This window comes from Streptomyces sp. NPDC008001, from assembly GCF_042958085.1.
Lineage (GTDB): Bacteria > Actinomycetota > Actinomycetes > Streptomycetales > Streptomycetaceae > Streptomyces.
In genome coordinates this window covers 25,233-48,224 of the sequence record NZ_JBIBIZ010000012.1, presented here as the reverse complement: position 1 = coordinate 48,224, position 22,992 = coordinate 25,233, and the positions used below count along the sequence as shown (strand labels likewise).

General features: G+C 68.7%; 15 protein-coding genes and 2 pseudogenes. 15 read left to right on the top strand and 2 right to left on the bottom strand.

The features are described 5' to 3' along the window. The first annotated feature begins 269 nt into the window (after positions 1-269). Together ACFZCD_RS30220 and ACFZCD_RS30215 are read left to right on the top strand one after the other, a co-directional pair. Complete coding sequence (locus ACFZCD_RS30220) at positions 270-1,472, top strand: methyltransferase domain-containing protein (protein ID WP_391836243.1); 1,203 nt, start codon at positions 270-272, stop codon at positions 1,470-1,472. Positions 1,473-2,255: 783 nt separating this feature from the next. Beyond that, the gene (locus ACFZCD_RS30215; protein WP_391836242.1) at positions 2,256-3,752 is read left to right on the top strand and encodes a M1 family metallopeptidase; all 1,497 of its coding nucleotides are present in this window, start codon (positions 2,256-2,258) and stop codon (positions 3,750-3,752) included. 239 nt (positions 3,753-3,991) lie between these two features. On the opposite strand, the gene ACFZCD_RS30210 is transcribed toward ACFZCD_RS30215, so the two are convergent. After that, the gene (locus ACFZCD_RS30210) at positions 3,992-7,879 is read right to left on the bottom strand and encodes a helix-turn-helix domain-containing protein (protein WP_391836241.1); all 3,888 of its coding nucleotides are present in this window, start codon (positions 7,877-7,879) and stop codon (positions 3,992-3,994) included. 1,149 nt (positions 7,880-9,028) lie between these two features. On the opposite strand from ACFZCD_RS30210, the gene ACFZCD_RS30205 reads away from it, so the two are divergent. Continuing rightward, the gene (locus ACFZCD_RS30205; RefSeq protein WP_391836240.1) at positions 9,029-9,397 is read left to right on the top strand and encodes a hypothetical protein; all 369 of its coding nucleotides are present in this window, start codon (positions 9,029-9,031) and stop codon (positions 9,395-9,397) included. Positions 9,398-9,472: 75 nt separating this feature from the next. Here ACFZCD_RS30205 and ACFZCD_RS30200 read toward each other — a convergent pair whose 3' ends face one another. Next, positions 9,473-10,126 (bottom strand): WD40 repeat domain-containing protein, encoded by a 654-nt coding sequence (locus ACFZCD_RS30200; protein WP_391836239.1) that lies wholly within the window; start codon positions 10,124-10,126, stop codon positions 9,473-9,475. Here ACFZCD_RS30200 and ACFZCD_RS30195 point away from each other — a divergent pair. The 12 genes and pseudogenes from ACFZCD_RS30195 (at position 10,116) to ACFZCD_RS30140 (ending at position 22,988) form a co-directional block, all read left to right on the top strand. Next, the gene (locus ACFZCD_RS30195) at positions 10,116-10,592 is read left to right on the top strand and encodes a GNAT family N-acetyltransferase (protein ID WP_391836238.1); all 477 of its coding nucleotides are present in this window, start codon (positions 10,116-10,118) and stop codon (positions 10,590-10,592) included. The genes ACFZCD_RS30200 and ACFZCD_RS30195 overlap by 11 nt on opposite strands. A 35-nt stretch (positions 10,593-10,627) precedes the next feature. Then, positions 10,628-12,048 (top strand): annotated as a pseudogene (locus ACFZCD_RS30190) (NF041680 family putative transposase). 259 nt (positions 12,049-12,307) lie between these two features. After that, positions 12,308-12,706 (top strand): annotated as a pseudogene (locus ACFZCD_RS30185) (transposase family protein); the annotation flags it as partial. Positions 12,707-13,265: 559 nt separating this feature from the next. Beyond that, positions 13,266-14,198 carry a ParB N-terminal domain-containing protein gene (locus tag ACFZCD_RS30180; RefSeq protein ID WP_391836237.1) on the top strand — a complete coding sequence of 311 codons (933 nt, stop codon included), beginning with the start codon at positions 13,266-13,268 and terminating at the stop codon, positions 14,196-14,198. 422 nt (positions 14,199-14,620) lie between these two features. Continuing rightward, on the top strand, positions 14,621-15,892 hold the full coding sequence (locus ACFZCD_RS30175; RefSeq protein WP_391836236.1) for a TrpB-like pyridoxal phosphate-dependent enzyme: 1,272 nt from the start codon (positions 14,621-14,623) through the stop codon (positions 15,890-15,892). A 55-nt stretch (positions 15,893-15,947) separates the two neighbouring features. Then, on the top strand, positions 15,948-16,976 hold the full coding sequence (locus tag ACFZCD_RS30170; RefSeq protein WP_391836235.1) for a BtrH N-terminal domain-containing protein: 1,029 nt from the start codon (positions 15,948-15,950) through the stop codon (positions 16,974-16,976). Positions 16,977-16,987: 11 nt separating this feature from the next. Next, positions 16,988-19,045: a molybdopterin-dependent oxidoreductase gene (locus ACFZCD_RS30165; RefSeq protein ID WP_391836234.1), complete on the top strand. Its 2,058-nt coding sequence runs from the start codon at positions 16,988-16,990 to the stop codon at positions 19,043-19,045. Beyond that, the gene (locus ACFZCD_RS30160) at positions 19,038-19,727 is read left to right on the top strand and encodes a class I SAM-dependent methyltransferase (protein ID WP_391836233.1); all 690 of its coding nucleotides are present in this window, start codon (positions 19,038-19,040) and stop codon (positions 19,725-19,727) included. The genes ACFZCD_RS30165 and ACFZCD_RS30160 overlap by 8 nt, the downstream gene beginning before the upstream one ends. Then, positions 19,724-20,401, top strand: a complete 678-nt coding sequence (locus ACFZCD_RS30155) for a hypothetical protein (protein ID WP_391836232.1) — start codon at positions 19,724-19,726, stop codon at positions 20,399-20,401. The genes ACFZCD_RS30160 and ACFZCD_RS30155 overlap by 4 nt, the downstream gene beginning before the upstream one ends. Continuing rightward, the gene (locus ACFZCD_RS30150) at positions 20,388-21,374 is read left to right on the top strand and encodes a BtrH N-terminal domain-containing protein (RefSeq protein WP_391836231.1); all 987 of its coding nucleotides are present in this window, start codon (positions 20,388-20,390) and stop codon (positions 21,372-21,374) included. Before ACFZCD_RS30155 ends, ACFZCD_RS30150 begins: the two co-directional genes overlap by 14 nt. After that, the gene (locus tag ACFZCD_RS30145; protein WP_391836230.1) at positions 21,371-22,750 is read left to right on the top strand and encodes a phenylacetate--CoA ligase family protein; all 1,380 of its coding nucleotides are present in this window, start codon (positions 21,371-21,373) and stop codon (positions 22,748-22,750) included. Before ACFZCD_RS30150 ends, ACFZCD_RS30145 begins: the two co-directional genes overlap by 4 nt. Beyond that, on the top strand, positions 22,740-22,988 hold the full coding sequence (locus ACFZCD_RS30140; protein WP_391836229.1) for a ferredoxin: 249 nt from the start codon (positions 22,740-22,742) through the stop codon (positions 22,986-22,988). The genes ACFZCD_RS30145 and ACFZCD_RS30140 overlap by 11 nt, the downstream gene beginning before the upstream one ends. Positions 22,989-22,992 lie beyond the last annotated feature (4 nt).

The following is a 22,992-nucleotide window of genomic DNA, read 5'->3' as shown; positions in this document are numbered from 1 at the left end:
GACCCGACCTTCCTCGGGCTCACAGTCGTGGCGACTGCGCCCCCGCACTGTCGGGACCCTGCCCTCCGCCGGGTGGTCTTTCGGGAGTAACAGCCCGCCCCTACCGTGGTCGGTCTCATACGAGGGATGGGGGCGCGCGTGGGTCGGCATGACAAGCAGGACGACGGGGGCGGCAAGGGCGATAAATTGCCGGGTCAGCCGTGGACGCCTCCGAAGGAGCCGCCCACAACGGACGGCGGTTCCCCCGGGGGCGGCGGAAAGCACGGCAAGTGAGCGCCTGGCGAGAGCTGGTCGCGGGGCTTGCCGCGGACGGCACATTGACCGCCGAGTGGACGCCGGTGTTCGAGGCCCTGCCGCGGAGCGGGTTCCTGCCCGGCGTCATCTGGCGGCACCACGTCCCCACCGGCCGCGTAGAAGCAGTCGATGGGACTCGGGAGCCGTACCGGTGGCAGATGGCGGCCGAGTCCGGCGATCCGCTGGTGACCCAGTGGGACGACGGCGAGCACCAGGGGCTGGAGCAAGGGCGGGTGGCGTCGTCGTCGGCGTCCGCCCCGTCCGTCGTCGCGGCGATGCTCGCAGACCTCGATGTACGCCCCGGGCAGCGGGTTTTGGAAGTCGGCACCGGCACGGGCTGGAACGTCGGCCTCCTGGCCCGCCGCCTCGGCGCCGAGGCGGTGACCACGGTCGAGGTGGACCGGGATCTCGCCGATGCCGCCCGCGCGGCCCTGGAGCGGCAGGGCCTGGGGGCGGTCACGGTGGTGCACGGCGACGGCTTCCAAGGTCACCGCCCCAGGGCGCCGTACGACCGGGTGATCGCCACGTGCGGCGTGCATACGATTCCCCCTGCCTGGCTGCGACAGTGCCGGCCGGGGGGCCGGATCGTGGCGCCGTGGGGCACCCGCTTCACCCGCACGGAAGCCACAGTGGCACTCACCGTCGCCGAGGACGGGCGCAGTGCCAGCGGTCCGTTCACGATGCTGGTGCAGTTCATGAGCCTGCGCGCCCAGCGCCAGGACCTCCCCTCGTACGCCGACTATGTGACCGCCGAGTCCCGGGAGAAAGCCGACCGGGGCACGACGGCGCTGACTCTCGGCGAGACGCTCGCGAATGAGTGGGACATCTCCCGGTTCGTCCTCGGCCTCCTCGTCCCGGACTGCGCGGTCGTCTTCGACACGCCGCAGGGCGGCAGGCGGCCGGTATGGCTGTGCGGCCTCGGCGACGACCGCTCCTGGGCGTGCGTCCTCTTTCGTGAGGACGAAAGACCGTCCACGGTGTACCAGTACGGCATCCGCCGACTGTGGGACGAGGTCGAGGCGGCTGACGCGTGGTGGCAGGAACAGGGCAGGCCCGGTCTCGGCCGCCTGGGCCTGACCGTCGGCGACCACGGCCAGCAGGTGTGGGTGGACACCCCAGACCACGTTGTAGGACACGCCGTGTCGGTATCGGCGGGAGAGCAGGGGAAGAGTCGATGACGAATTTCGTACGCTGTGGTCCCGATCGGCGGTCCGCATCGGCTTGAGGCGCCCGGGGTGGGCCTGCAGGGCTCCCGAAGTGGGGCTGGCCGACCTTCTGCCTTTCGCTGGTGCGCTGCGAGGTGTGTGCTGGTCTGCGACGGGTGCCCCCTGTCCGCCTGCCTGGCCGTTCTCGCACGGGCTGGTCTGTCCGCTCCTCGCCCCCCGCCTGTCGGGGACGCGCGAAATTTTTCAGACGACGCCCACAAGCGTCAACTGGACACCGACACCAGGATGAACAGGCCCTTCCACAGGCCGCTGTGCGATCACAGGCCACTGCCGGGCGAGGGGGTGCCGGGTGGCCTTCCCCGGAGCACCCGGGGCGCGGACCTGCCCCGGGGGAAGGCCGGCCCCGGGACTGTGCATCACCGCGTCCGGGACGATCGCCACGCTGTCACGCCGGGCGTGCCGTTGACGCCACGATCACCGACGTTCAGCCGGCGGACAAGGCAGTCAGACAGCTTCTCGGAAGCGTCGTTGACACAGCCCTGCGCCGCTGGACCGCGCTTCATCGGCGGGGTTTCCCTGCCCGGGGTCGAAGAGGAAACGGTAAACCTCTCGATCAGGCGGCCCTGTTCCTTTGAAGTGATACGGCAGGGCGGCGCCGGCTGACGTGCGCCTTCGCCCGGTGAGGCTGTCCGTCCTCCCGGGGCTGACACGTGCATCGTGCCTTTCCGGCTTCCCGGTCCCGTCGCCGCGAGCCCTGCGTTCTTGCGAAGACCTTCGTCAAAGGAAGTGATTCCCTTGCGCCGTCGAACCACCGTTGTGGGCGCTCTCGCCGCCTGTCTGCTCCTCGCCGTCCCGGCCTCGGCCGCGACGCCCACGCCCGGAACCGCCGGTATCGGAGACCCGTACCTTCCCTACGCCGGCAACGGCGGGTACGACGTCTCGCATTACGACCTGCACCTGAAGTACCAGCCGACGTCGGGGCGGCTGGACGGCACGGCGACGCTCCTCGCCACCGCCACCCAGGATCTGAGCCGCTTCAACCTCGACTTCGTCCTCGACGTCCAGGACGTCCTGGTCGACGGCAAGAAAGCTGCCTTCACCAGAGCCGGTGCACAGGAGCTGCAGATCCGGCCCCGTACCCCTCTGGCCAAGGGACGTCCGTTCACCGTGGTGGTCCGCTACAGCGACACCCCGTCGGAGAAGAAGATCGACGGGCGTTCCTCGTGGGCCCGCACTCCGGACGGGGCAGTGGTCGCCGGGGAGCCGGCCGCGGCGGCTTGGTGGTTCCCGAGCAACGACCACCCCCGTGACAAGGCCACGTACGACATCTCCGTCGCCGTACCGGAGGGCCTTCAGACCGTCAGCAACGGCATTCTCACCTCGCACGCCACCAAGGGCGGCTGGACGCACGACACCTGGCGCTCCACCAAGCCCCAGGCCACCTACCTCACCACCTTGGCCGTCGGCAGGTTCGACATCACCCAGGGCGCCACGTCCGGCGGCGTGCCGGTCCTCAATGCGTACAGCAAGGACCTGGGCGACAGGCTCGCACCGGCCAAGGCGAGCATCGAACGCACGGGTGAGGTCATCGACTGGGCGAGCACGCTCTTCGGCCCGTACCCCTTCGAAGCAGCCGGCGGCTACGTGGCGAACCGCGGCGGACGCGGCGCGCTCGAGACCCAGACGCGACCGGTGTACGGCTCCGGGGCGTTTCAGAACGGCGCTGCGATGGAAGTGGTCGTGCACGAGCTGGCGCACCAGTGGTTCGGTGACAGCGTCTCGGTGCGCAACTGGCGCGACATCTGGCTCAGCGAGGGGTTTGCTGAGTACACGACGTGGCTGTGGTCGGAGAAGGAAGGCGAGGGGACGGCCCGTGAACTGGCCGCCTACGCATACGCTTCCCTGCCCGCCGACGACCCGTTCTGGAAGGTCCGTCCTGCGGACCCGGGCAAGGACCACCCGCTCCACAACGCGGTCTACGTGCGGGGGGCCATGGCACTCCAGGCACTGCGCGAGCAGGTCGGTGACAGCACCTTCTTCACCGTGCTCAAACGCTGGCAGGCTCAGGGACGCTACGGCAACGCCTCGGTGGAGGACTTCACCCGCCTCGCTGAGCAGGTCTCCGGCAAGCCACTGCACCGGCTGTTCGAGACCTGGCTGTACACCCCGAACAAGCCGGCGCAGGCCCCGGGGACGGCCGGCACCGCCGGCCGGAGTGCACAGCTGAGCCGGCCGGCTCAGCCGAAGTCCTGGAAGAAACTCGAACAGGCCCGGCTCTCCCTGCGGCACTGACCCTGCAACGGGCTATTCCAGAGGCTGACGCCTGACGCCGGCGCTCACCGTACGGTCCGGCTGCAGCTCACGTTCGGCTTAACTTCAACCCGGGCCCATTCCGTTGCGTCGGGTCGGCGGTCCGGAGCGGCTTGAGAGGTGTCGGGGCGGGTATGCCGGACCTCCTGAAGCCTGGCCGGGCATGCCCTTTGCATTGCGGTCGGCATGCCGCTCCGGACCCCGTGCTTCGCCGGGCCCCCTCAGCGACAGGGGGTGTTTGCTGGGAGGTTGCGGATGGTCTGGTGCCAGCGGTGCGTTCGGCTCAGGTCACAGATGCGCTCGGCGGCGGTTTTCGGATCGAGTTCCCATATTCGAATGGTGGGGTCTGTGTTCACAGTGGCGAGGAAGTGGCCTGTGGGGGAGAAGGCTAGCGCGGAGAAGAAACCGAATGGTGCTGTCAAGGTGGCCACCGAGCGGTGGTTGTCCGTGTCCCACAGGCGGATGGACCGGTCGATGCCGGAGGTGGCTATGGCGTGTCCGTCCGGTGAGAAGGCCAGCTGTTGTGTGGATTGCGCGTGGCCGGAGAGGCTCGTGATGTATGTGCGGGTTTCTGCGTTCCAGAGCATGACGTCGCAGCTGGTTGCGGCAAGTGTGCGGCCGTCGGGGCTGAACCCGAGGGAGTGGATGCTGCACGTCTGGTCTGTGCGGGGCAGGGTGGCGGTGAGCTTGTGGGAGCGGGTGCCCCATAGGCGTGCGGTGGCGTCGTAGTTGCCGGTGGCGAGGGTGCGCCCATCGGGGGAGAAGGCCAGGGCCGAGATGCCGTCAGGCTCGGGGCCGAGGACGGCGATGGCACGGTGTGTGCGTGTGTCCCACAGGCGTGTGGTGCGGTCGCTGCCTGCGGTGGCCAGGGTCTGGCCGTCGGGGCTGAAGGCTGCGGCGAGGATGCTCGAGGTGTGCCCAGTGAGAGTGGCGGTCTCCCGGCGTGTGGTCATGTCCCACAACCGTGCACTACGGTCGCGGCTGGTACTGCCAAGCATCCGGCCGTCAGGCGAGAAGACCAGCCTGGTGATCCCATCGGTGTGTCCGGTGAGCCTGGCGAGAAGACTGCGGGTGGTGGTGTCCCACAGGGTGAGAGTTCCGCGGACGTCGCCAGCGGCCAGAGTGCGTCGGTCCGGGGACAGGGCCACTGCCGCCAGGCCTTCGTCGGTGCCGGTGAAGGTTCCTACTTGCTGAAGTGTTGAGACGTCCCACAACTGAGGGCCCGGGCCGGGGCCACCTTTTCCGGCAACTGCTCCGGTCACCATGAACTTGTTGTCCGGGCTGAAGGCCACGCCGGACAGGCCGGTCGCTCCTGTCAGCGTTCCGGTACTGCGGTGACTGGTCGTGTCCCACAGTCGGGCGGTGTGGTCGTAGCTGACGGAGGCGAGGGTGCGGCTGTCGGAGGAGAAAGCCACCGACATAACGGACTGTTTGTGTCCGGTCAATGCAGCGAGGAGACGGTGCGTCCGTGCGTCCCACAAACGCACGATTGCGTCGGTGCATGAGGTGGCCAGCGTGCGCCCGTCAGGGGAAAACGCGACACCCGTGACAGTGTCGTTATGCCCAGTGAGAGTGGCTACTTCCCGGTGCGACGTCGTGTCCCACAACCGGGCCACCTTGTCGTGATAAGTGGCACCCACTGTGCGGCCGTCGGGTGAGAAAGCTACCCGCCATGCCGGGCTGCTTCCGCTGGCGAGTACAGCTGTCTGGCGACGTCGGTTGACATCCCACAGGCGAACAGCGCCGTCATCCCCTGCAGTGGCCAACGTCTTCCCGTCGGGGCTGAAGGCAACTCCGGAGACGCCGCCGGGATTGCCGGTGAGCGTGGCCATGAGCTGGTGCGTAGCTGCATCCCACAGCTTTGCTGTCCGGTCCTTACTCGCCGTGGCGATGATTCGGCCATCTGGTGAAAAGGCCACAGTGACGACCTGCGTGGTATGTCCGGCCAGGGTTGCGAGGAGCCGCTGTGAGGCCCGGTCCCAGAGCTTGACCGTGTGATCGACACTGGCTGTAGCCACGGTACGGCCGTCGGGACTGAAGGCCACCCCATAGACGTCATCCGTATGCCCGGTGAGCTGGTTGCCCGGAAACTGGGCGTAGGAGCTGAGCAGGCTGTTACGAGCCTCGGCCGTCGGGGAGCGGCGGTACGCGTTCAAAGCCAGGAGCATCGAGGTTTCCGGCTGGTCCTGCAGCATTGCATCCGCTCGGGCGGCGAGTTCGCGGGAGATGGCGATGCGACGTTGACTCTGCGCGGACTGGTTCTGCTGCAAGGCCAAGGTGCCGGCCACAAGAGCAAGAACCAGCAGGGCTGCGAGGCTGGACGCCAGGATTCGCAGGCGCCGGACACGGCGCTGCTCCCTGCGTTTCTCAGCCGTCCCGAGGGCGATGCCGGCCTCGAGAAAGGCTCGTGCCACCGGGCTGAGCTCGATCGTGTCCTCCGTGGCTTTGAGCCACTCGAGAGTTACGGTCAGGCGGTTGCCTCGGTAGAGCAGGCTCTCGTCGCGGTCTTGGCTCTCCCACATGGCGGCGGATTCTGTGAGGAGCTGGCGGGTGCGTAGATCGGCCCGGCCGTCTTCGATCCACTGGCGCAGCCGGGGCCAGGCGCGCAGGAGGATTTCGTGCGCGAGCTCTACGTGATCGGCGCTCATGGTCAGCAGGCGGGCACGGGTGAACACCTCAAGGACACGTTCGACCGTCTCCGGTGAGGGGCTGCTGTCCAGCAGGCCTATTCGGAGGGTGCGGTGACTGGTCTCCTTGTCCTCTCCGACCTGGACCAGCTCGAGCAGAACGCGCCGGGCCACCGTGCGCAGCTCGGGGGGCAGGCCGGTGTAGGCGCGTTCTGCGGTCGCGGCGACGGCCCCGGAGATGCCTCCGGTCAGCTGGTAGCCAGCCAGCGTCATAGTGCTGGCCTCGCGGTGCTGCCAGGTGCTGAGGAGTGCGTGCGAGAGCAAGGGCAGGGCTCCGGCACGGGAGATGCTGGCATCTGCCGCGTCTGCCGCATCTCCGGGCATGAGGCCAATGTCGCGGAGCAAGACCTCCACGAGACCGGCCTCGACCTCAAGGCCGGCTGCGCGGGCGGGCGCAGTGATGGCTTCGCGTAATTGGGCGTCGTTCATCGGCCCCAGGGTGACGTGGCCGCGTTGCAGGGAGGCCGCCAGACCGGGGTAAGCGAGGCAACGGTCGTAGAAGTCGGCACGTACACCCAGGACGACGAGAGCCGCGGGCGATCCCCTCCCGTCGCGCCGCACTGTTGCGAGGGCGAGCAGTACCTCCACGAAGGCCGCCCGCTCCCGTTCGTCCCGGCAAAGAGTGAAAGTCTCCTCGAACTGATCCACCACGATCACCAACGAGGCCGGCACCTCGGAGTCCGTATAACCCGTGCCTGGTCCAGGTCCGGAAGCCTCCCCGGTGGGACGAGGGAGACTCCCCGCGGCAGTACGCACCGCCGCCGTAAACGCGTCAGGCCCTTCCTCCAAGGCCTTCTCCAGTAGTCGCCGAGACCCCCCGGTCGCTGTGACCACCTGGCCCAGGAGCTCCTCCACAGGGTGTTCGCCCGGCGTGAGCAGCAGGGAGGGCCAGGCATGCGAACCGCGGGCCGGCAGCACCCCGCGAGCCAGAGCCGGCATCAGCCCGGCCCGCAGCAGGGAAGATTTGCCCGCCCCGGAAGGAGCCATCACCAGCAGCGGCCCCCCGGCCCGGAGCCGCTCTGTCAGCTGGGTGACCACGCCAGCGGTGGCTTCGTCACGACCGAAAAACCACCGGGCATCCCCAGCCTCGAACGAGAACAGCCCGCGATACGGACATACCCCTTCATCCCGCGACGGCCCCCTGCCGCCGCCTGCAGCCGTCACCGGGACGAGCAACTCAAGTGCGCCGCCAGTCTCCAGCGCCTGATCACAGGCACGGGCGAGTTCAAGCGTCAGCGGCTTCTCACCGTTCTCGACCTTGCTCAGATAACCCTTGCTGTAAAAAGCCAGGCTCGCCAACCTGACCAGCGATACACCGCGCTCGAGCCGCAGCCGGCGCAGCTGCTCACCTGCCTGGGCCGAGCCGCGCGGCGGAGCCTCGGAGGTCGGGCCGCCGGGGTCACGGTTTTCACTTTCACTCACTATTCCCATCCCTGAATATCTGGTCGGTGCGTCATCTCGCACATTGAAATCGCAAACCTCGGCGACGCGTGCTGCTTTTGAGGGGCGTGAATGGGGTCTGAAACTCGTATCCGCTCCCTCGGCTGCGAGACCGCGTCTGTGGCGGCCTCGTTCCTCCCGGAGAACCGCCGTGCGTCCCTGGACCTGGAGGGGGCAACCCCCGGGTGCGGACGCAACTCCGCGCCCCGGGGTATGCACTCGCCGCCGACGCCTGCTGTCAGGAGCAGTTGTTCCGGCATCCCACCCGTGTTCAGCGTTCCATCGCAGACAGGAGCCAGAGCCAGGGGCGGCGGCTTCTCTTTATTTGTTCTCGGCTTTGCTGAGGTACCCCTTGCTGTAGAAAGCGAACCGAGCCAGATGCGCCAGCGAAGCACCTTGCTCAAGTCGCACCTGCGGTAACCCTTCGCCAGCATGAGCGGGTCCTGAAGAGGGGGCCCGGCTCTTGAGCCGCCAGGATCCTGGTCTCTGTCATTCACTGCTGGTCTCCCCCTGTCCATCGCGTGGGCGGACCCCCGAGGACGGAGAGTCTTCGTGCCTCCGATACTGATGGCGCTTGCAAGGACACCGGCGAGAGCGTCCCGGGAAGATCGTTCCAGTGGGAGACCGCCGGGAGCAACCGCACTTCAGGCCGCAGTACAGCCTGGGGCGAGATGGGTAACCGCCGTCCGACGGTGCGGGAAGCCCGGCGGTTGCCGGACACCGGGGAGCGGCTTCCTTGACCACATCTGTGCAGGTCAGCTCCGGTTTCCTGGTCTCCTGTGCATACAGGAGACCAGGAAACCTCTGGACCCCTAACCGTCCCAGGCGCTGCACTGTTGGCCGTCAGCCCGGGCCGGCAGAACAGCGACCGGTGCATGACGCCGGATACGGCAGGCGTGAACCGGCGGGCGGTCGGGGCCGCGCGGGGGTCAGCCCTGAACCGTCTCACCAGCAGACCCGAAATACAGGCCGGTTCCCTTCTTCCCCGACATATTGAGGAGAACATCAGTGAAACGCACAGTTCTTCGCGCGACAGGGGTATTCACACTCGTGTCGGCTGCTCTCAGCACAGCGGTTCCCATAGCGGCCGCCGCCGGCGGCCATACGGCGGGCAGGCCGGCCGCAGAGGCGGTGAGGACCGTCGCCACGGAGCCGTCCGTAAGTGTCAAGAAGATCTTCAACGGGCAGGGGACGGTCCCCTCGGTGCTCGTCTCCTTCGACTATGCCTGTACATCGGCGACGCAGCGCCTGGATGTCACCCTCACCTCCTTTCCGCCTCTTCCCGCCCCCGCCACGTACCTGAAGGCGACCAAGGCCAAGGGCGACTTGCGCTGTGACGGCGTACAGCACGCGAGCTTTGTCGAGTGGACCAACCAGACACTCGACAGGAACACCCCCGCGCGAGCGGTCGCGGCGCTCTACGACACGAACGGCGAGCTTCAGGTGCCCATGGCGGAGAAGACGATGCAGCCGGGGACGGGCACTCCGGACATCGGCTGACGGTCCGCGGAATGCCGCCCCGTCCGGGCGGCCGGACCGCCGCCCTCACGTGCGGCCGGACCGGCTGCCCGGACATCACGGGCAGGGCGCCCCGCGCGGCAGTCCCGTCACCAGGGCGTGCCACTCCTGGGTGGTGCTGAGGGTGCAGACATGGCCCGCGATGCCCTCGGCGTCCAGTGCCCACAAGCGACTGGACCGGTCCAGGCCGACCGTGGCGAGGGCGCGGCCGTCGGGGGCGTAGGCGAGGGAGACGACGGTGTCGTCGTGGCCCGCCAGGACGGCGGTGGTGCGGTGACTGCCGGTGTCCCACAGGCCGACCGTACGGTCGGCGCTGCCGCTGGCCAGCGTGCGGCCGTCGGGGGAGTACGCCAGGGCCTTGATGACCCCCGTGTGGCCCGCAAGAGTCCGCATCCCGCGGTGGGTGGCGGTGTCCCACAGGCGTATGTCTCCGTTGGATCCGGCCGTGGCCAGGGTCCGCCCGTCGGGACTGAACGCGACGGCCCACGTCGTGGCCGCCTGCCCGGCAAGGGTGGCGACGAGGCGGCGGGAGGCGACGTCCAGCAGCTTGACGGAGCCGTTGGCGTTGCCGGTGGTCAGAGTGCGCCCGTCCGGGCTGAGCTTGTCGTTTAACGAAGCGGGTCCCTGGAACCGCCGCTCTGCGGGTGCGGGAGTGGTGGAAGCGGCTGTCGTGCTGGTGATTCTGCGCCAGGATGAAGCCGTGGATGACATCGTGTGCCGCCCTGCCCAGCACCATGAGTTAGCCGCCGTAGCTGAGTTGCGGTGGCGGTGGGTGCAGGAGCTCTACGGAACGCCCGACATCAAGCTGGACGAGTTCGTTCCCCGGTTCGTGGCATGGGCCCGGGAGACCCAGTCCTCGCATCGGTGCATGGTGATGGTCCGTGACGACGTTGTGATCGGCATGGCTTGGCTGGCTATCACGCAGCGTGTGCCGCATCCGCGCGCGTTCGAGCGGATGTCGGGGGACGTGCAGTGCACATACGTCGTGCCCGAGGAGCGTGACCGCGGCCTGGGAGGCGAGCTGATCGAGGCGGTCTTGGCGTGGGCGAGGGACTTCGGTCTTGAGCGGGTGACCGTTCACTCCAGCGACCGGGCGATTTCGGCGTATTCCCGTCATGGCTTCGAGGTTTCTCCGCGTCTGCTCCAGGTCGAGGTTGGGCAGGGTCGCGCGGGGTGAGTCCTCTGACCGGTGGCCGGGGTGAGTCGCTGGCCATGTTGTCGCAGTTCCGGGCGGACTTCTATGGGTGCCTCACGAGTCGCTCGGATGCGTTGTTCGAGCTGACGGACGCCCTCCTTTGCACGGAGGGCCCTGTCAAAACGCTGGTGGATCTCGCGCTCGCGCCAGAGCACCGGCGAGGTCACGGAGCCTTGTACGGGGGGCTCAACCAGCGGCGGATCGACTACGGTCGGCTCCGTCGGGCACTGGCCGGCCTGCCGTTGCCGAGAGCCGCGGACGGCAGGCTGGTCCTGGCCGTCGACGTATCGCCCTGGCTGAGGCCGGACGCGGCGACCTGCGCGGACCGTTCCTTCTGCCATACCTACGGCAGAGGGCAGAACGAGCACCGGATGATCCCTGGCTGGCCGTACTCGGTCGTGGCCGCGCTGGAGACCGGCCGCACCTCCTGGACCGCCGTGCTGGACGCGGTCCGCCTGGAGCCGGGTGCCGATCTCGCGGCCGTTACCACCACCCAGATCCGTGAGGTCACCGAGCGGCTCATCGCCGTTGGTCAGTGGCGGGAAGGAGACCGGAGATCCTGGTCGTTCTGGACTCCGGATACGACGCACCTCGCATCGCTCACCTCCTGTCCGGCCTGCCGGTGCAGATCCTTGGGCGGCTTCGGTCCGACCGGGTCATGCGACGACCGACACCACCACGCGTCTACGACCCGAGAGGCGGGCGCCCGCCCAAGCACGGCGGCGAGTTCGTCTTCGGCGACCCTTCTACGTGGGGCACCGAGCAGGCCGTGACGACCACGGCCACCCGGCTCTACGGAAGAGCCACCGCGCAAGCCTGGGACCGGCTCCACCCCCGGCTCACCCGCCGTGCAGCCTGGCTCGACCATGAAGGGCCACTGCCCATCATTGAGGGAACCGTCATCCGCTTGGCCGTCGAGAAACTGTCCTCAGGAGGAGTCAACAAGCCGGTCTGGCTCTGGTGGTCGCGAACCGCAGCCACGGCTCAGGACATCGACCGCTGTTGGCAGTCCTTCCTGCGACGCTTCGACATCGAGCACACATTTCGCCTGTTCAAGCAGGCCCTGGGATGGACGAAGCCTCGCCTCCGTGACTCCGCTGCGGCAGACCGCTGGACGTGGCTCGTGATTGCTGCCCACACTCAGCTCGGTCTTGCCCGCCCACTGGCCACCGACCTCCGGCGGCCCTGGGAAAAGCCGACGCCACCGAACAAGCTCACCCCGGCAAGGGTCCGGCGAGGGTTCAGAAACCTCCGCACGAAAACGCCCTCGCCAGCGCGTGCACCGAAACCGTCCCGGCCCGGCCCCGGGCGCCCGCCCGGCTCGAAGAACCGGCAGTCGGCCACCCGCTATGACGTGGGACGCGTCCTAGCCACCGGCCAGGCATACAGCCGACCCACTCATCACAAGGTGGGCACCAAACCGCGCCGCACCGGATAAACGGCAAGCTCAACCACGGTGGGGCAACACCCGCTGGACCAAGGCGCGGGACGGGCCCCGGCCGAGCGCACTCCGACGGGTGCCCGGCTGCCTGCGCCGGCCCCCCCGCAATCCCACTTTGCACTCTCGTCCCCCTGGACTTCGCCGCCGGTACCCGACTGAAGCGCGAGCGAGGGTGCGGGGTGGTCGGTGATGCGGTCGGCGGCCGGCTTGTAGACTCCGCACAGCGGGGCGAGTCGGCGCAGGGTGAGGCTGGTGCCGTAACTACCGCTTCTCCGTAAACGTGCAGGGCATCATCGACGCCGGCACCAAACTGGTGGTCGCCGCTGCCCGGCCCGCTCCGGGCAACACAGCCGATGCCCGAATCCGGCGGGACTCCGGCCTGCCTGCGCACTGCCAGGGCGTCACGGTGCTCGGTAAGGGCGCCTGTATCCACACCGGGCTCACCGTCCCGCACTGCAAACGCCGGGGGCGGCCGCTCCTGCCGGGCGAGGAGAGGGGCAATGCCGGACACCGCAAGGTCCGCGCCCGTGTGGAACATGCCTTCACAAGGGTGAAGAGCTACACGATCCTCCGCGATTGCCGGCAGAGTGGCGACGGCCTCCATCACGCTGTCCAGGCAGTCGCCCACCTGCACTGTCTCGCCCTGGCAACATGAGCAGAACCGTCCGGGCCGGGCCCTGACCTGCCAGGTCACAGCCTTATGCAACACGCTTTGGACGACCGGAACGGATCAAGCGCCGAGCAGCGAAGGCATTCTCCGCCTCCTGCGGGGAGCTGCTCATTCCGTCTATCCGGCCGTCTTTGCACCGCCGCCGCGACACCACCGGGCGATCAAGAATCGATCAAGAATCGATTGGCAATGCCAACCGGTGTGCGTGAACGGACTCTTGCGTGGAATCGATCCTGCTGGCAGGGTTTGAGGTCGGTTCGGCATTGCGTCGCGGGGGAAACTCGATGTTGCTCACCTTTCCGATGGCCCATGACAGCCCTTTCCCTCCTTGGTTCCTGATTCGCCGCGCTGCCTGACGTCATCCGCAGCCAGATAGCCGTGCGGCGGCCGGCAGGTCCGCCGGAGTTCGCTGGGGGGAAGAGTGGGGGAGCATGTCTCGGCAGCCGCACAGCAGCCGATGCAGCAGCACTTAAGTCGTTCAGAATTGTACTTCAGCGGACTCTTATCGGAGATCACGCGAGTACCGATAAACAGCATTGTGGTCGTGGGCTCGCTCCGGGCGGCCGGGGAGGACCCGAGACACATCACCGCGCTCGCCGAGGTGTGTTCCGAACTGCCGCCCATAGTGATCCACCGGAAGACGATGACGGTCATCGACGGTGTGCACCGGCTGCGGGCGGTGGCCAAGAGCGGCGCCTCGCACATCAGCGCCGTCCTCTTCAACGGGGGCGAGCGACAGGCTTTCGTCCTCGCCGTCAAGCTGAACAGCAACCACGGACTGCCCCTGTCGCTGGCCGACCGCAAGGCCGCGGCCCTCCGCATGCTCGCCGACTTCCCCGAGTGGTCCAACCGCCGGCTGGCGAGTGTCGTCGGTCTGTCGGACAAGACCGTCGCAGCGCTGAGGCGGCGGTCGGGTGCGGAAATTCCGCACCCGACCGCCGTACGGGTGGGTCGTAACGGGGTGGCCTACCCGCTGGCGGCGGCCGAGGGCCGCGGTCGCGCGCTGGGGTACCTCGCGCGAAACCCCGACGCGTCCGCGCGGGAGGTGGCGCGGGCCGCCAATATTTCACTCACCACGGCGAAGGACGCCCGGAAGCGGGCACGCGAAGACCGAGGGGAACCGCAACCGCGGGCCGTGGTGCGGCCCGATGACGAACCGGTCCGGGAGGACGGGGCCGGCCACCGCCCCGCACCGGCGGAACGTCCAAGGGCTCACCCGCCGTGCGGGGACCTGCCGTCGGCGATCCGGCGCCTGAGGGCCGATCCTTCGCTGCGGTTCACCGAAGTGGGCCGGAAGCTGCTGCGGACCCTGGATCCCTCGGCCACCCAGCCCCACGACTGGGCTGCGATGGCGAGCAGCCTGCCCATCCACTGCGCGCCGCTGGTCGCGGAGCTCGCGCGGCACCACGCCGAGAGCTGGCAGCTCCTCGCCGACTCGCTGACGGAACGGATCAATTCCCGGGACGCCGACCCGTAACGGCGGCCTGCCCGGCATCGTGCCCCAGCCGGTGCCTCCCGATCGATGTCCACTGCTGAATGCGCCGAGAGGGCGTCCCTGCCTTTGCGGACTCCTTCGGTGATCTCCTCCGGGGACCGCGGCATGCCTTGCCCCTTTACGGGAGGTGGGCCAAGAATTGCGGTCCCGGTGATTTCGGAAACGGATCTACCGCCTTGTGAATTCCGCATCCCCGGTGGCGAATTCACGGCGTGTGATGGCAGAATTGCGATCTGATGTTCGAACGGTTGCGCGGCCCGAGTGGTGCTACGCACGCTGACTCCCACAAAATTCCGGAGTGGGGGAGCGGGGGGAATGTGACTTCGTACAGCCCAGGCCGGGCCGGGCGTGAGCAAACGCCTGATTCCCGGCCCGCAGTTCCCGGCGGCCGGTCCCTGCCGGGGATGCCCGCCCATTGGTACAACTTCCTTCCGGACCTGCCGGGCCCGATGCCCGAAGCCAGGGACTCCGGAAGCCCTACCGCCGCGGAAACAACCGCGAAGATCCGGCCCCAGGTCCTCATCGAACAGAACGCCCCCGAAGACCGGTGGATCGCCATACCGGAACCGGTCGCGGAAGGGCTGAGGCACTGTGGCCGGCCGACGCCGCTGCACCGCGCGCACCGGCTCGAGGAGCATCTCGGCACGGGCGCGAGGATCTACCTGAAGCGTGAGGACGTCCTCCCCAGCGGCAGTTTCAAGCTGAACACCGCGATCGCCCAGGCGTACTACGCGGCCGAGGAAGGGCGGACCACTCTCGTCACCGAGACGGGGGCAGGCCAGTGGGGCATGAGTGTCGCCCTCGCGGCGCAGATGTTCGGTCTGCGGGCCGAGGTCTACATGGTGAAGTGCTCGCTGGAGCAGAAGCCCTACCGACGGCACTACATGGAGCTGCTGGGAGCCGAGGTGCGGCCGTCGCCGTCGCCCCACACCGCGAGCGGACGGAAGATCCTCGCGGAGAACCCGGGCCACCCCGGCAGTCTCGGCACCGCCATCAGCGACGCCATCGAGCACGCTCTGGGCAACCCGTCCGCCGCGTACCTCGCGGGCAGCGGGATGCCGCACGTGTACCTGCACCAGACGCTGCTCGGGCTCGAAGTCGCCCAGCAGCTCAAGGACGTCCACGGCGAGGACCTGGGCGTCGACGGACGCGGCGACCACCTCATCGCATGCTCGGGCGGCGGCAGCAACCTCTGCGGTCTCATCGGCCCCCACCTGCGGGCCAAGGCCGACGGGGCGGACCTGCGCTTCCTCGCTGCCGAATCCACGGCGGCGCCCCGTCTCACCCAGGGCGTCTACACATACGCCCGCACCGACCTCGGCGGCCTCACACCCGAGGTGCTCGGCTACACGATGGGAGAAAGCTTCATCCCCCCGCCCAACCACGTCGGCGGCCTGCGCAACCACCACAGCTCAGCCCTGGTCAGCCTGCTGCGGCACAAGGGCGTTCTGGACGCCGTCGCCTTCGAACAGCGGACCGCACTGGAGGCCGGCCGGCTGCTGCTGCAGACCGAGGGCCTGCTGCTCGCCCCGGAAACCGGTCACGCGGTCGCCGCGGCCCTGGACGTCGTGGCCAAGGCCGACGCGGAGAACCTCGAACCGGTCATCGTGGTCCTGGCCAGTGGCTCCGGCTTCCTGGATCTGCAGGGATACAACGAAGTTCTGCTCGACGCATAGCCGCACCCCCGTTCACGGCATTCTTCGCACCCTGCGATTGGGAAGCCATATGCGCTTGGCGACATTTCAGCCCCAGCACGGCGTCCACTGCGAGACGACCACCCTGCGCAACATGCTCCACCAGGCCGGAGCCGCCATGTCGGAAGCCATGCTGTTCGGCCTCGGCCAGGGGATCGACTTCCAGTACTGGGACGCCCCCGACCCCGGCCGCGCCACACCGATGCTCACCGGCCGGATCGAGCCCGCCCAGCTGTCCCGCAACGCCTGCTCCGCCCTGGGCGTGGAACTGCGCGCGCTACAAGCACCCGACGCGGAAACGGCGAGCACCACTGCGTCGGAACTGCTGGAATCGGGACATGTCGTGGGAGTGTCCGTGGACATCTTCTACCTCGACTACTTCACGTCCCGGAGCCATTTCGCCGCGCACTACCTCGCGCTGTACGGACTCGACGACACGCACGCCCACGTCGTCGACACCGAACAGCAGGGCGGAGCGCAGACACTGCCGGCGGCGTCGCTGCGCCGCGCACGCGCCTCCGACGAGGGCTTCATGCCGTCGCCTCACCTCTACCTGTACGTCGAACAGGTGCCGGAACGGCTGGCCACGGACCCCGACGCGGTGCTGCGCGAGCAGATCTGGAACGCCGTCCGGCTGACCGCGGAGCGGATGACCGCGGACCGCGGACCGCGCTACGGCCTTCCGGCGCTGCGTCGTGCCGCCTCGGAGGTCGAAGGATGGCACGAGACCCTCTCCTCCCCCGAAGAGACGGTGCCCGGGGTCGGTCGCTTCTGGCGCTTCGCCGGGACCGGAGGAGCCAACTTCCGCAAGCTCTACCGCGAGTTCCTGCAGGAGGCCGGTCAGCGGTGTGACGACAACGAACTCAAGGCGTTCGCCGAGGAGTTCGGCGACGTCGAGCGGCAGTGGGACCAGGCGATCGAGATGCTGACGGCCTACCCCGGTACGGACGGGCGAAGGCAGCTGGCAGCCGTCGCGGCACGGCTGGAGGCCATCGCCGACGCCGAACAGGCCCTCTTCGAGGGGCTGCTCGTGCCGGCCGCGAAGCGGGCGGGTGATCCGGCTTGACGGTCACCCGCGTGAAATCCATCTGCCGCATGTGTCACGGCGGATGCGGCGCCATCGTGGAACTCGTGGACGGCGTGCCCGTCGACATCCACGGCGACCCGGACAACCCCACCAGTGAGGGCTACTTCTGCATCAAGGGCAAGGCGTCACTGGACCTGCTGAAGAGCCCGGACCGGCTGACGACACCCCTGGTACGGACCGGCCCACGCGGCTCGGGGACGTTCGAACCACTCGGCTGGGAAGCCGCCCTCGACCGCGTCGCCGCGCAGCTCACCGCGGCCATCGACCGGCACGGGCCCGAATCCGTCGCCCTCGGCCAGGGGACCGACCGCAACTACCAGGAGTGGGTGTTCCGGCTCGCCAACGCGATCGGCACACCGAACGTGGTCGGCCCGGCACACGTGTGCTTCTACCCGCGGGTCATGGCCTCGATCATGACCTATGGCGCCTTCACGTTCTGCGACTATGACGGCGACCCCGAGGTCATCCTGCTCTGGGGCAGCAACAAGCCGAGCACCCACTCCGACGGCGTGATCGGCATCAAGTTCCTGCGTGCCGTGGAACGGGGCAGCCGCGTCATCGCCGTCGATCCCCGACGGACCCCGACCGCCGCCCGGTCCGGCCTCCACCTGCCCGTCCAGCCCGGCACCGACTGTGCCCTCGCCCTCGGCATGATCAAGATCGTCATCGACGAGGGCTGGTACGACCACGACTTCGTCGCCGCGCACACCTCCGGCTTCGACGAACTTGCCGAGCACGTCAAGGCATACGACGCCGAGCGGGTCGCGCGGATCACCGGGCTCGCACCCGGGCTCATCCGCGAGGCGACCCGCACCTACGCCCTCGCCTCCCGGGCGTGCATCGAGGCCGGCACCGGGCTGTCGCAGAACGAGAACTCCTTCGACACCCATCGCGCCATCGCCCTCCTCGCCGCGATCTGCGGAAACATCGACGCCCCCGGCGGTGACGTGATCTGGGAGCCGATGCCGATCGAGGGCCGGCGGGCCTTCCCCCGCTCGGACCTGCTCCCGGAGGAACAGGCGAGGAAGCGGATCGGCAGCGACAAACACAAGATCCTGTCGATGTCCGGCTGGGTCGCGCCGGGAGACCTGCACGAGGCCATCCTGACCGGAACGCCCTACCCGGTCACCTCACTGGTGATCTTCGGCAGCAACATCCTGGCCTCGCACGAGAACACCGAACTGGTCCGCGCCGCGCTCGGCAAGCTGGACCTGGTCGTCGTCTGCGACCTGTTCATGACGCCGACCGCCCGGTACGCCGACGTGATCCTGCCGGCCTCCAGCTGGCTGGAACGCGACCAGGTCGTCGAGTTCAACTCCTACATCGCGGCCCGGCAGAAGATCGCCACCGTCGAGGGCTGCCGATCGGACGAGGAAATCATCCTCGCGCTGGCCGAACGACTGGGCCTCGCCCGGCACTTCTTCCCCTCCGTCCCAGACGCCCTCGGCGCCAAACTGTCCGGCATCGGCCTCACCTGGGAGCAGTTCACGAAGATCGGCTACATCCGGAACGAGAAGCGGTACCGCAAGTACCGCGACGCCGGGTTCCGCACGCGGTCCGGGCGTGTGAATCTGATGCACCCCGGTCTGCGGGCCATGGGCTACGAGCCGTTCCCCGTCTACCGCCACCCGCCGCAGGCGGACCCGGCGCTGCCGTACGTGATGACCAGCGCCCATCCGCGTCAGTTCTACAACACCGAGTTCCACCAGCTGCCGATCACCTCGCGCAGCCAGACCGCGGCGCGGGTGACCGTCCACCCGGACACCGCAAAGCGGGAAGGGCTCGCGGACGGTGAGGAAGCGGAACTCTTCACCCGGGCCGCTGCGCGCGGGGTGCGCATGACGGTCAAGATCTCCGACTCCGTCGCACCGAACGTCGTGATGGCGGACGCCGGCTGGTGGTATCCGGGCGAACCGTCGATCGACGAGTCGCTCAGATCCTCGGTCAATCTCCTGACGACCAACGACCGTACCGACGTGCACATGGGGAGCGCGACGATGAGAGGTGTAGCAGTGGGCATACGGCGGCCAGGACCGGATCGTGGCTAGCGCGCGGGGCACCGTCGCCTCCCGGGTGCCGGAGACGGACGAGGGCCTCCAGGGCGACGCACTGGCCCTCAAATACGACGAGATGCAGCGGCACATTCGCGACAACGGCTGGCTGCAGGAGAAGATCGACGACATCCTGGCGGCGGGGATCGACTCCGGCGAGGTCCTGGAACTGGGATGCGGCCCGGGCTACCTGGGCCTGGAATGGATCAGCCAGGCGAACGATTCCGCCCGGCTCGTCGGCCTCGACATCTCACCGGCGATGCTCCGCCGGGCCGGCACCAACGCCGACGAGTACGGCGTCGCCGAGCACTGTGCCTACGAGCGCGGCACGGTGCTGGCCCTGCCGTTCGAGGACGACCGCTTCGACCACGTCATCAGCGCCTCCTCGCTGCACGAGTGGGCGGACCCGGTGACCGCCCTGTCAGAGATGCACCGCGTGCTCCGGCCGGGCGGCCGCTACTGCATATCCGACCTGCGCCGGGACGTCGACCGGACGACGTTCCAGTTCATGAAGGCGAACATCGCGGCCGACATGCGCCCGGGCTTTCGCACCTCGATCCGGGCCTCGTACGTCAAGAGCGAGATCGAGGACCTGCTGGAGGGCACCGAGCTCGGCACGGCCGTCGTGACGGAAGTGCAGATGGGCCTCGTCATCACGGGCAGGAAGGAAGCACCATGAACGCACTCGCGGGAAGTTCGCCGGCCATCACCGCCACACGCGACGGTCGCTTCCCCCACCGCGCCGGTTTCGACCGGACCTGGGAGGAGGTCCTCCAGACGTCAAGCATGTGGAACGACCTCGACTGCGGCCAGTACCTGGCGGCCTGGTGCGGATACGCGCCGGACCACGTTGTCGAGAAGCTCGCCGGGGTCAACCACGTCGGCATCTACATGGGCGACTACGACAGCGACGAGCAGGTGTTCGACTGGAACGCCTACCTGAACGGCCACCGGGCGTCCGGCCTCCTCACCACCGTCGAGATGGGCCCGTCGTACATCTCGCCCCGCCAGTACGGCACGCCGGGATGGTGGAACTCGATCACGCTTGCCGACGGACGCGTCATCGAGATGTTCGCCTGCCGCCGGTTCGGCCCATGGGCGAAACGGCCCGCCGGCGAACGCGGGCGGCTCATGTCGCACGTCGCCATCGACGTGCACACCGACGACGACGTGCGCTACCTCCTGGACGTCCTCGACCGGGACGTCGACCACCTGGAGAACATCGCGTTCACCGAGGCCGACGAACTGGGCCACACCTACGGGCACCTGCGCAACAACGACAGCGGCTCCGTGCTCGAGATCGTTTACGAGGCGCCGCGCGGCGGAAAGGGGCACGGCGATGGCGGTCATTGAGATCTCGCCGTACTCCGGCGAGCATTGCGAGTCCACCGCCCTGCTCAACATGCTCCGCAATCACGACATCGAGCTGAGCGAGCCGCTGATCTTCGGCCTGGGACAAGGCCTGTCGTTCCTGTACTGGCACTCCAAGCAGATGCCGAGCCCGTTCCTCGCCGGCCGGGTCAAGCCCGACCACCTCATGCGCAACGTCGCCGGTGCCCTCTCCCTCGAACTGCGCACGCAGGAGACGACATCCCCGGCGAAGGCCGAGGCCACCCTCGTCCAGGCCCTCGACGAGGGCCACGTGGTGGGACTCAAACTCGACCGCTACCACCTCGACTACGCGCGGGAGAACCACCACTTCGCCGCGCACTACCTCGCCTGCATCGGCTACGAGGACGACCGCTTCGTCGTCGTCGAGACCCGGTCGCTCGGCGTCCAGTCGACCTCCCGGGACAGCCTCGCCCGGGCCCGGGCCGCCAAGGGACCGATGTCCTCGCGCAACCTGTCGGTGCGGGTGGACCCACGCGGCTACGACGAGTCGATCCTCGCCAAGGCCTGCCAGGCCTCGGTCCTCGCCACCGCACGGGAGTTCCTGGCCCCGCCCATCACCAATATGGGCCACAAAGGCATCGCGAAGGCCGGCTCGCTGATGCGGGGGTGGCACGACAGACTCGCCCGTCCCGTCCAGGCGATGGCCGCCGTCGGCACCAGCATGGAGGAAGGCGGAACCGGCGGCGGACTCTTCCGCACCCTGTGGGCGCAGTTCCTGGAGGAGGCGCACGAGCTGACCGGCATCGCAGCCTACGACGACCTCGCCGTCGAGTACCGCCGCATCGCCCGGCGCTGGACGGACGTGGCGAACCTGCTGCGTGACACCGACGACTCCGGCGCCCGGCGCGCACTCCACGAAGCGGCGTCCATCGTGGACGGCCTGGCAGCCCAGGAGCGGACGGCCATGGCCCGGCTGGAGGAGGCCTCCCGATGACCACGCTCGCCCGGCCGGCCGGCCACGACCCGCGCACCAGGCTGCGCGACACCCTCGTCTCCCGCGTCGACATCGCACGGAAGGTCGCCGCGGTCACCGCACTGAACCGCACGGCACTCGACGCCTGGGCGGCGGAGGCACTCGCCGCGACCGTGGAGCACGCCTGCCGCAACTCACCCTTCTACGCGGCCTTCGTCCCGGCCGAGACCGCCCGGGCGGCCGTGCAGGGCCGCCCGCACGCCTTCGAAGCCATCCCCTTCACCAGGCGGGAGCACCTCTCCGCCGCCTACCCGCTGGGCATGCTCGCCGTGCCGCGGCGCGAGGTGATCCGGTTCGACGAGAGCTCCGGCACCGGCAACGGGCGCCCGATCGCGGCGTTCTTCACGATGGCGGACTGGCTGGAGAACAACCTCACCGTCGCCGGGCTGCTGTCCGCCGTGCTCGACGAGCGGGACGTCGCGGCCATCGCCGTCCCCTACGAACTGGCCGGAGTGGGCCAGGACCTCGACCGGGCCGTCGAGATCCTCGGCTGCACCATCGTGCCCCTCGGCGCGGCCTCACCGTCCTGCACGCCGGACCGGATGGTCGACGCCCTGCAGCGTTCGGGCGCGACGACACTGGTGTGCTCCGGCACGCGAGCCCTCTTCCTCGGCGAGACCGCCCGCCGCCGCGGCATCGACCCGCGGGCCGGCCTGAGCGTCACGAAGATCCTCATGGCGGGCGAGGGCGCGTCGCCGGCCAAGAAGCGTCGCCTGGCCGACCAGTGGGACGCCGTCGCGTACTCGATGTTCGGCATGACCGAGACCAACACGCTGGCCATGTTCTGCCGCGAGCGCGAGCTGCACCTGGTCGAGACCCGGACCTACTTCGAGGTGGTCGACCCGCCGTCCGGCGAACGGCTGCCGGACGGCTCCGTCGGGGAGCTGGCCGTGACGACCCTGGCGAGCCGGGCCATGCCGCTGCTGCGCTACCGCACCGGCGACATGTGCCGGATCGAGGCCGCACCCTGCGCGTGCGGGTCCCCGCTGCGCCGGCTGCAGCACCGTGGCCGGATCGGCGACCGGATCCCGGTCGGCGACCGCTGGACGTCCCAGCTGGAGATCGAGGACATCGTCCTGGGCGCCATGACCACAGGCCCCTACTACTTCGCCTTCGACGTCGACGGCGACGTGCTGGAGATCGCCCTGCCGCCGTCGAGCTCCGGCGACGCGACCCGGGCAGCCGTCACGGCCGGGGTCCGCGACCGGCTCGGAGCGTCCACCCGCTTCGGCCTGCTGGACACCGAGCGGTTCGAGACCGCGCTGCGGACCTCGGCCAAACCGACGATGCGCAACTTCAGTCCCCACGGGGGAGGAGGAGCCGCCGGTGAGAGTTGAACTGCCGCTTCCCACGCGCGTTCCGATCGACGGGCGTTTCGAGATCGACGACACCTGCATCGACTGCAAGCTCTGCAACGACCTGGCGCCCGACAACTTCGACGCGGATCTCGACAACGACGTCCACTACGTGTGCAAACAACCCGATACACCCGACGAACTGGAGCGGGTTCTCGACGCCTTCGACTCATGTCCCACCGAATCGATCCGGTACTCAGCGGCACCCAGCGAGGAGTGATGGC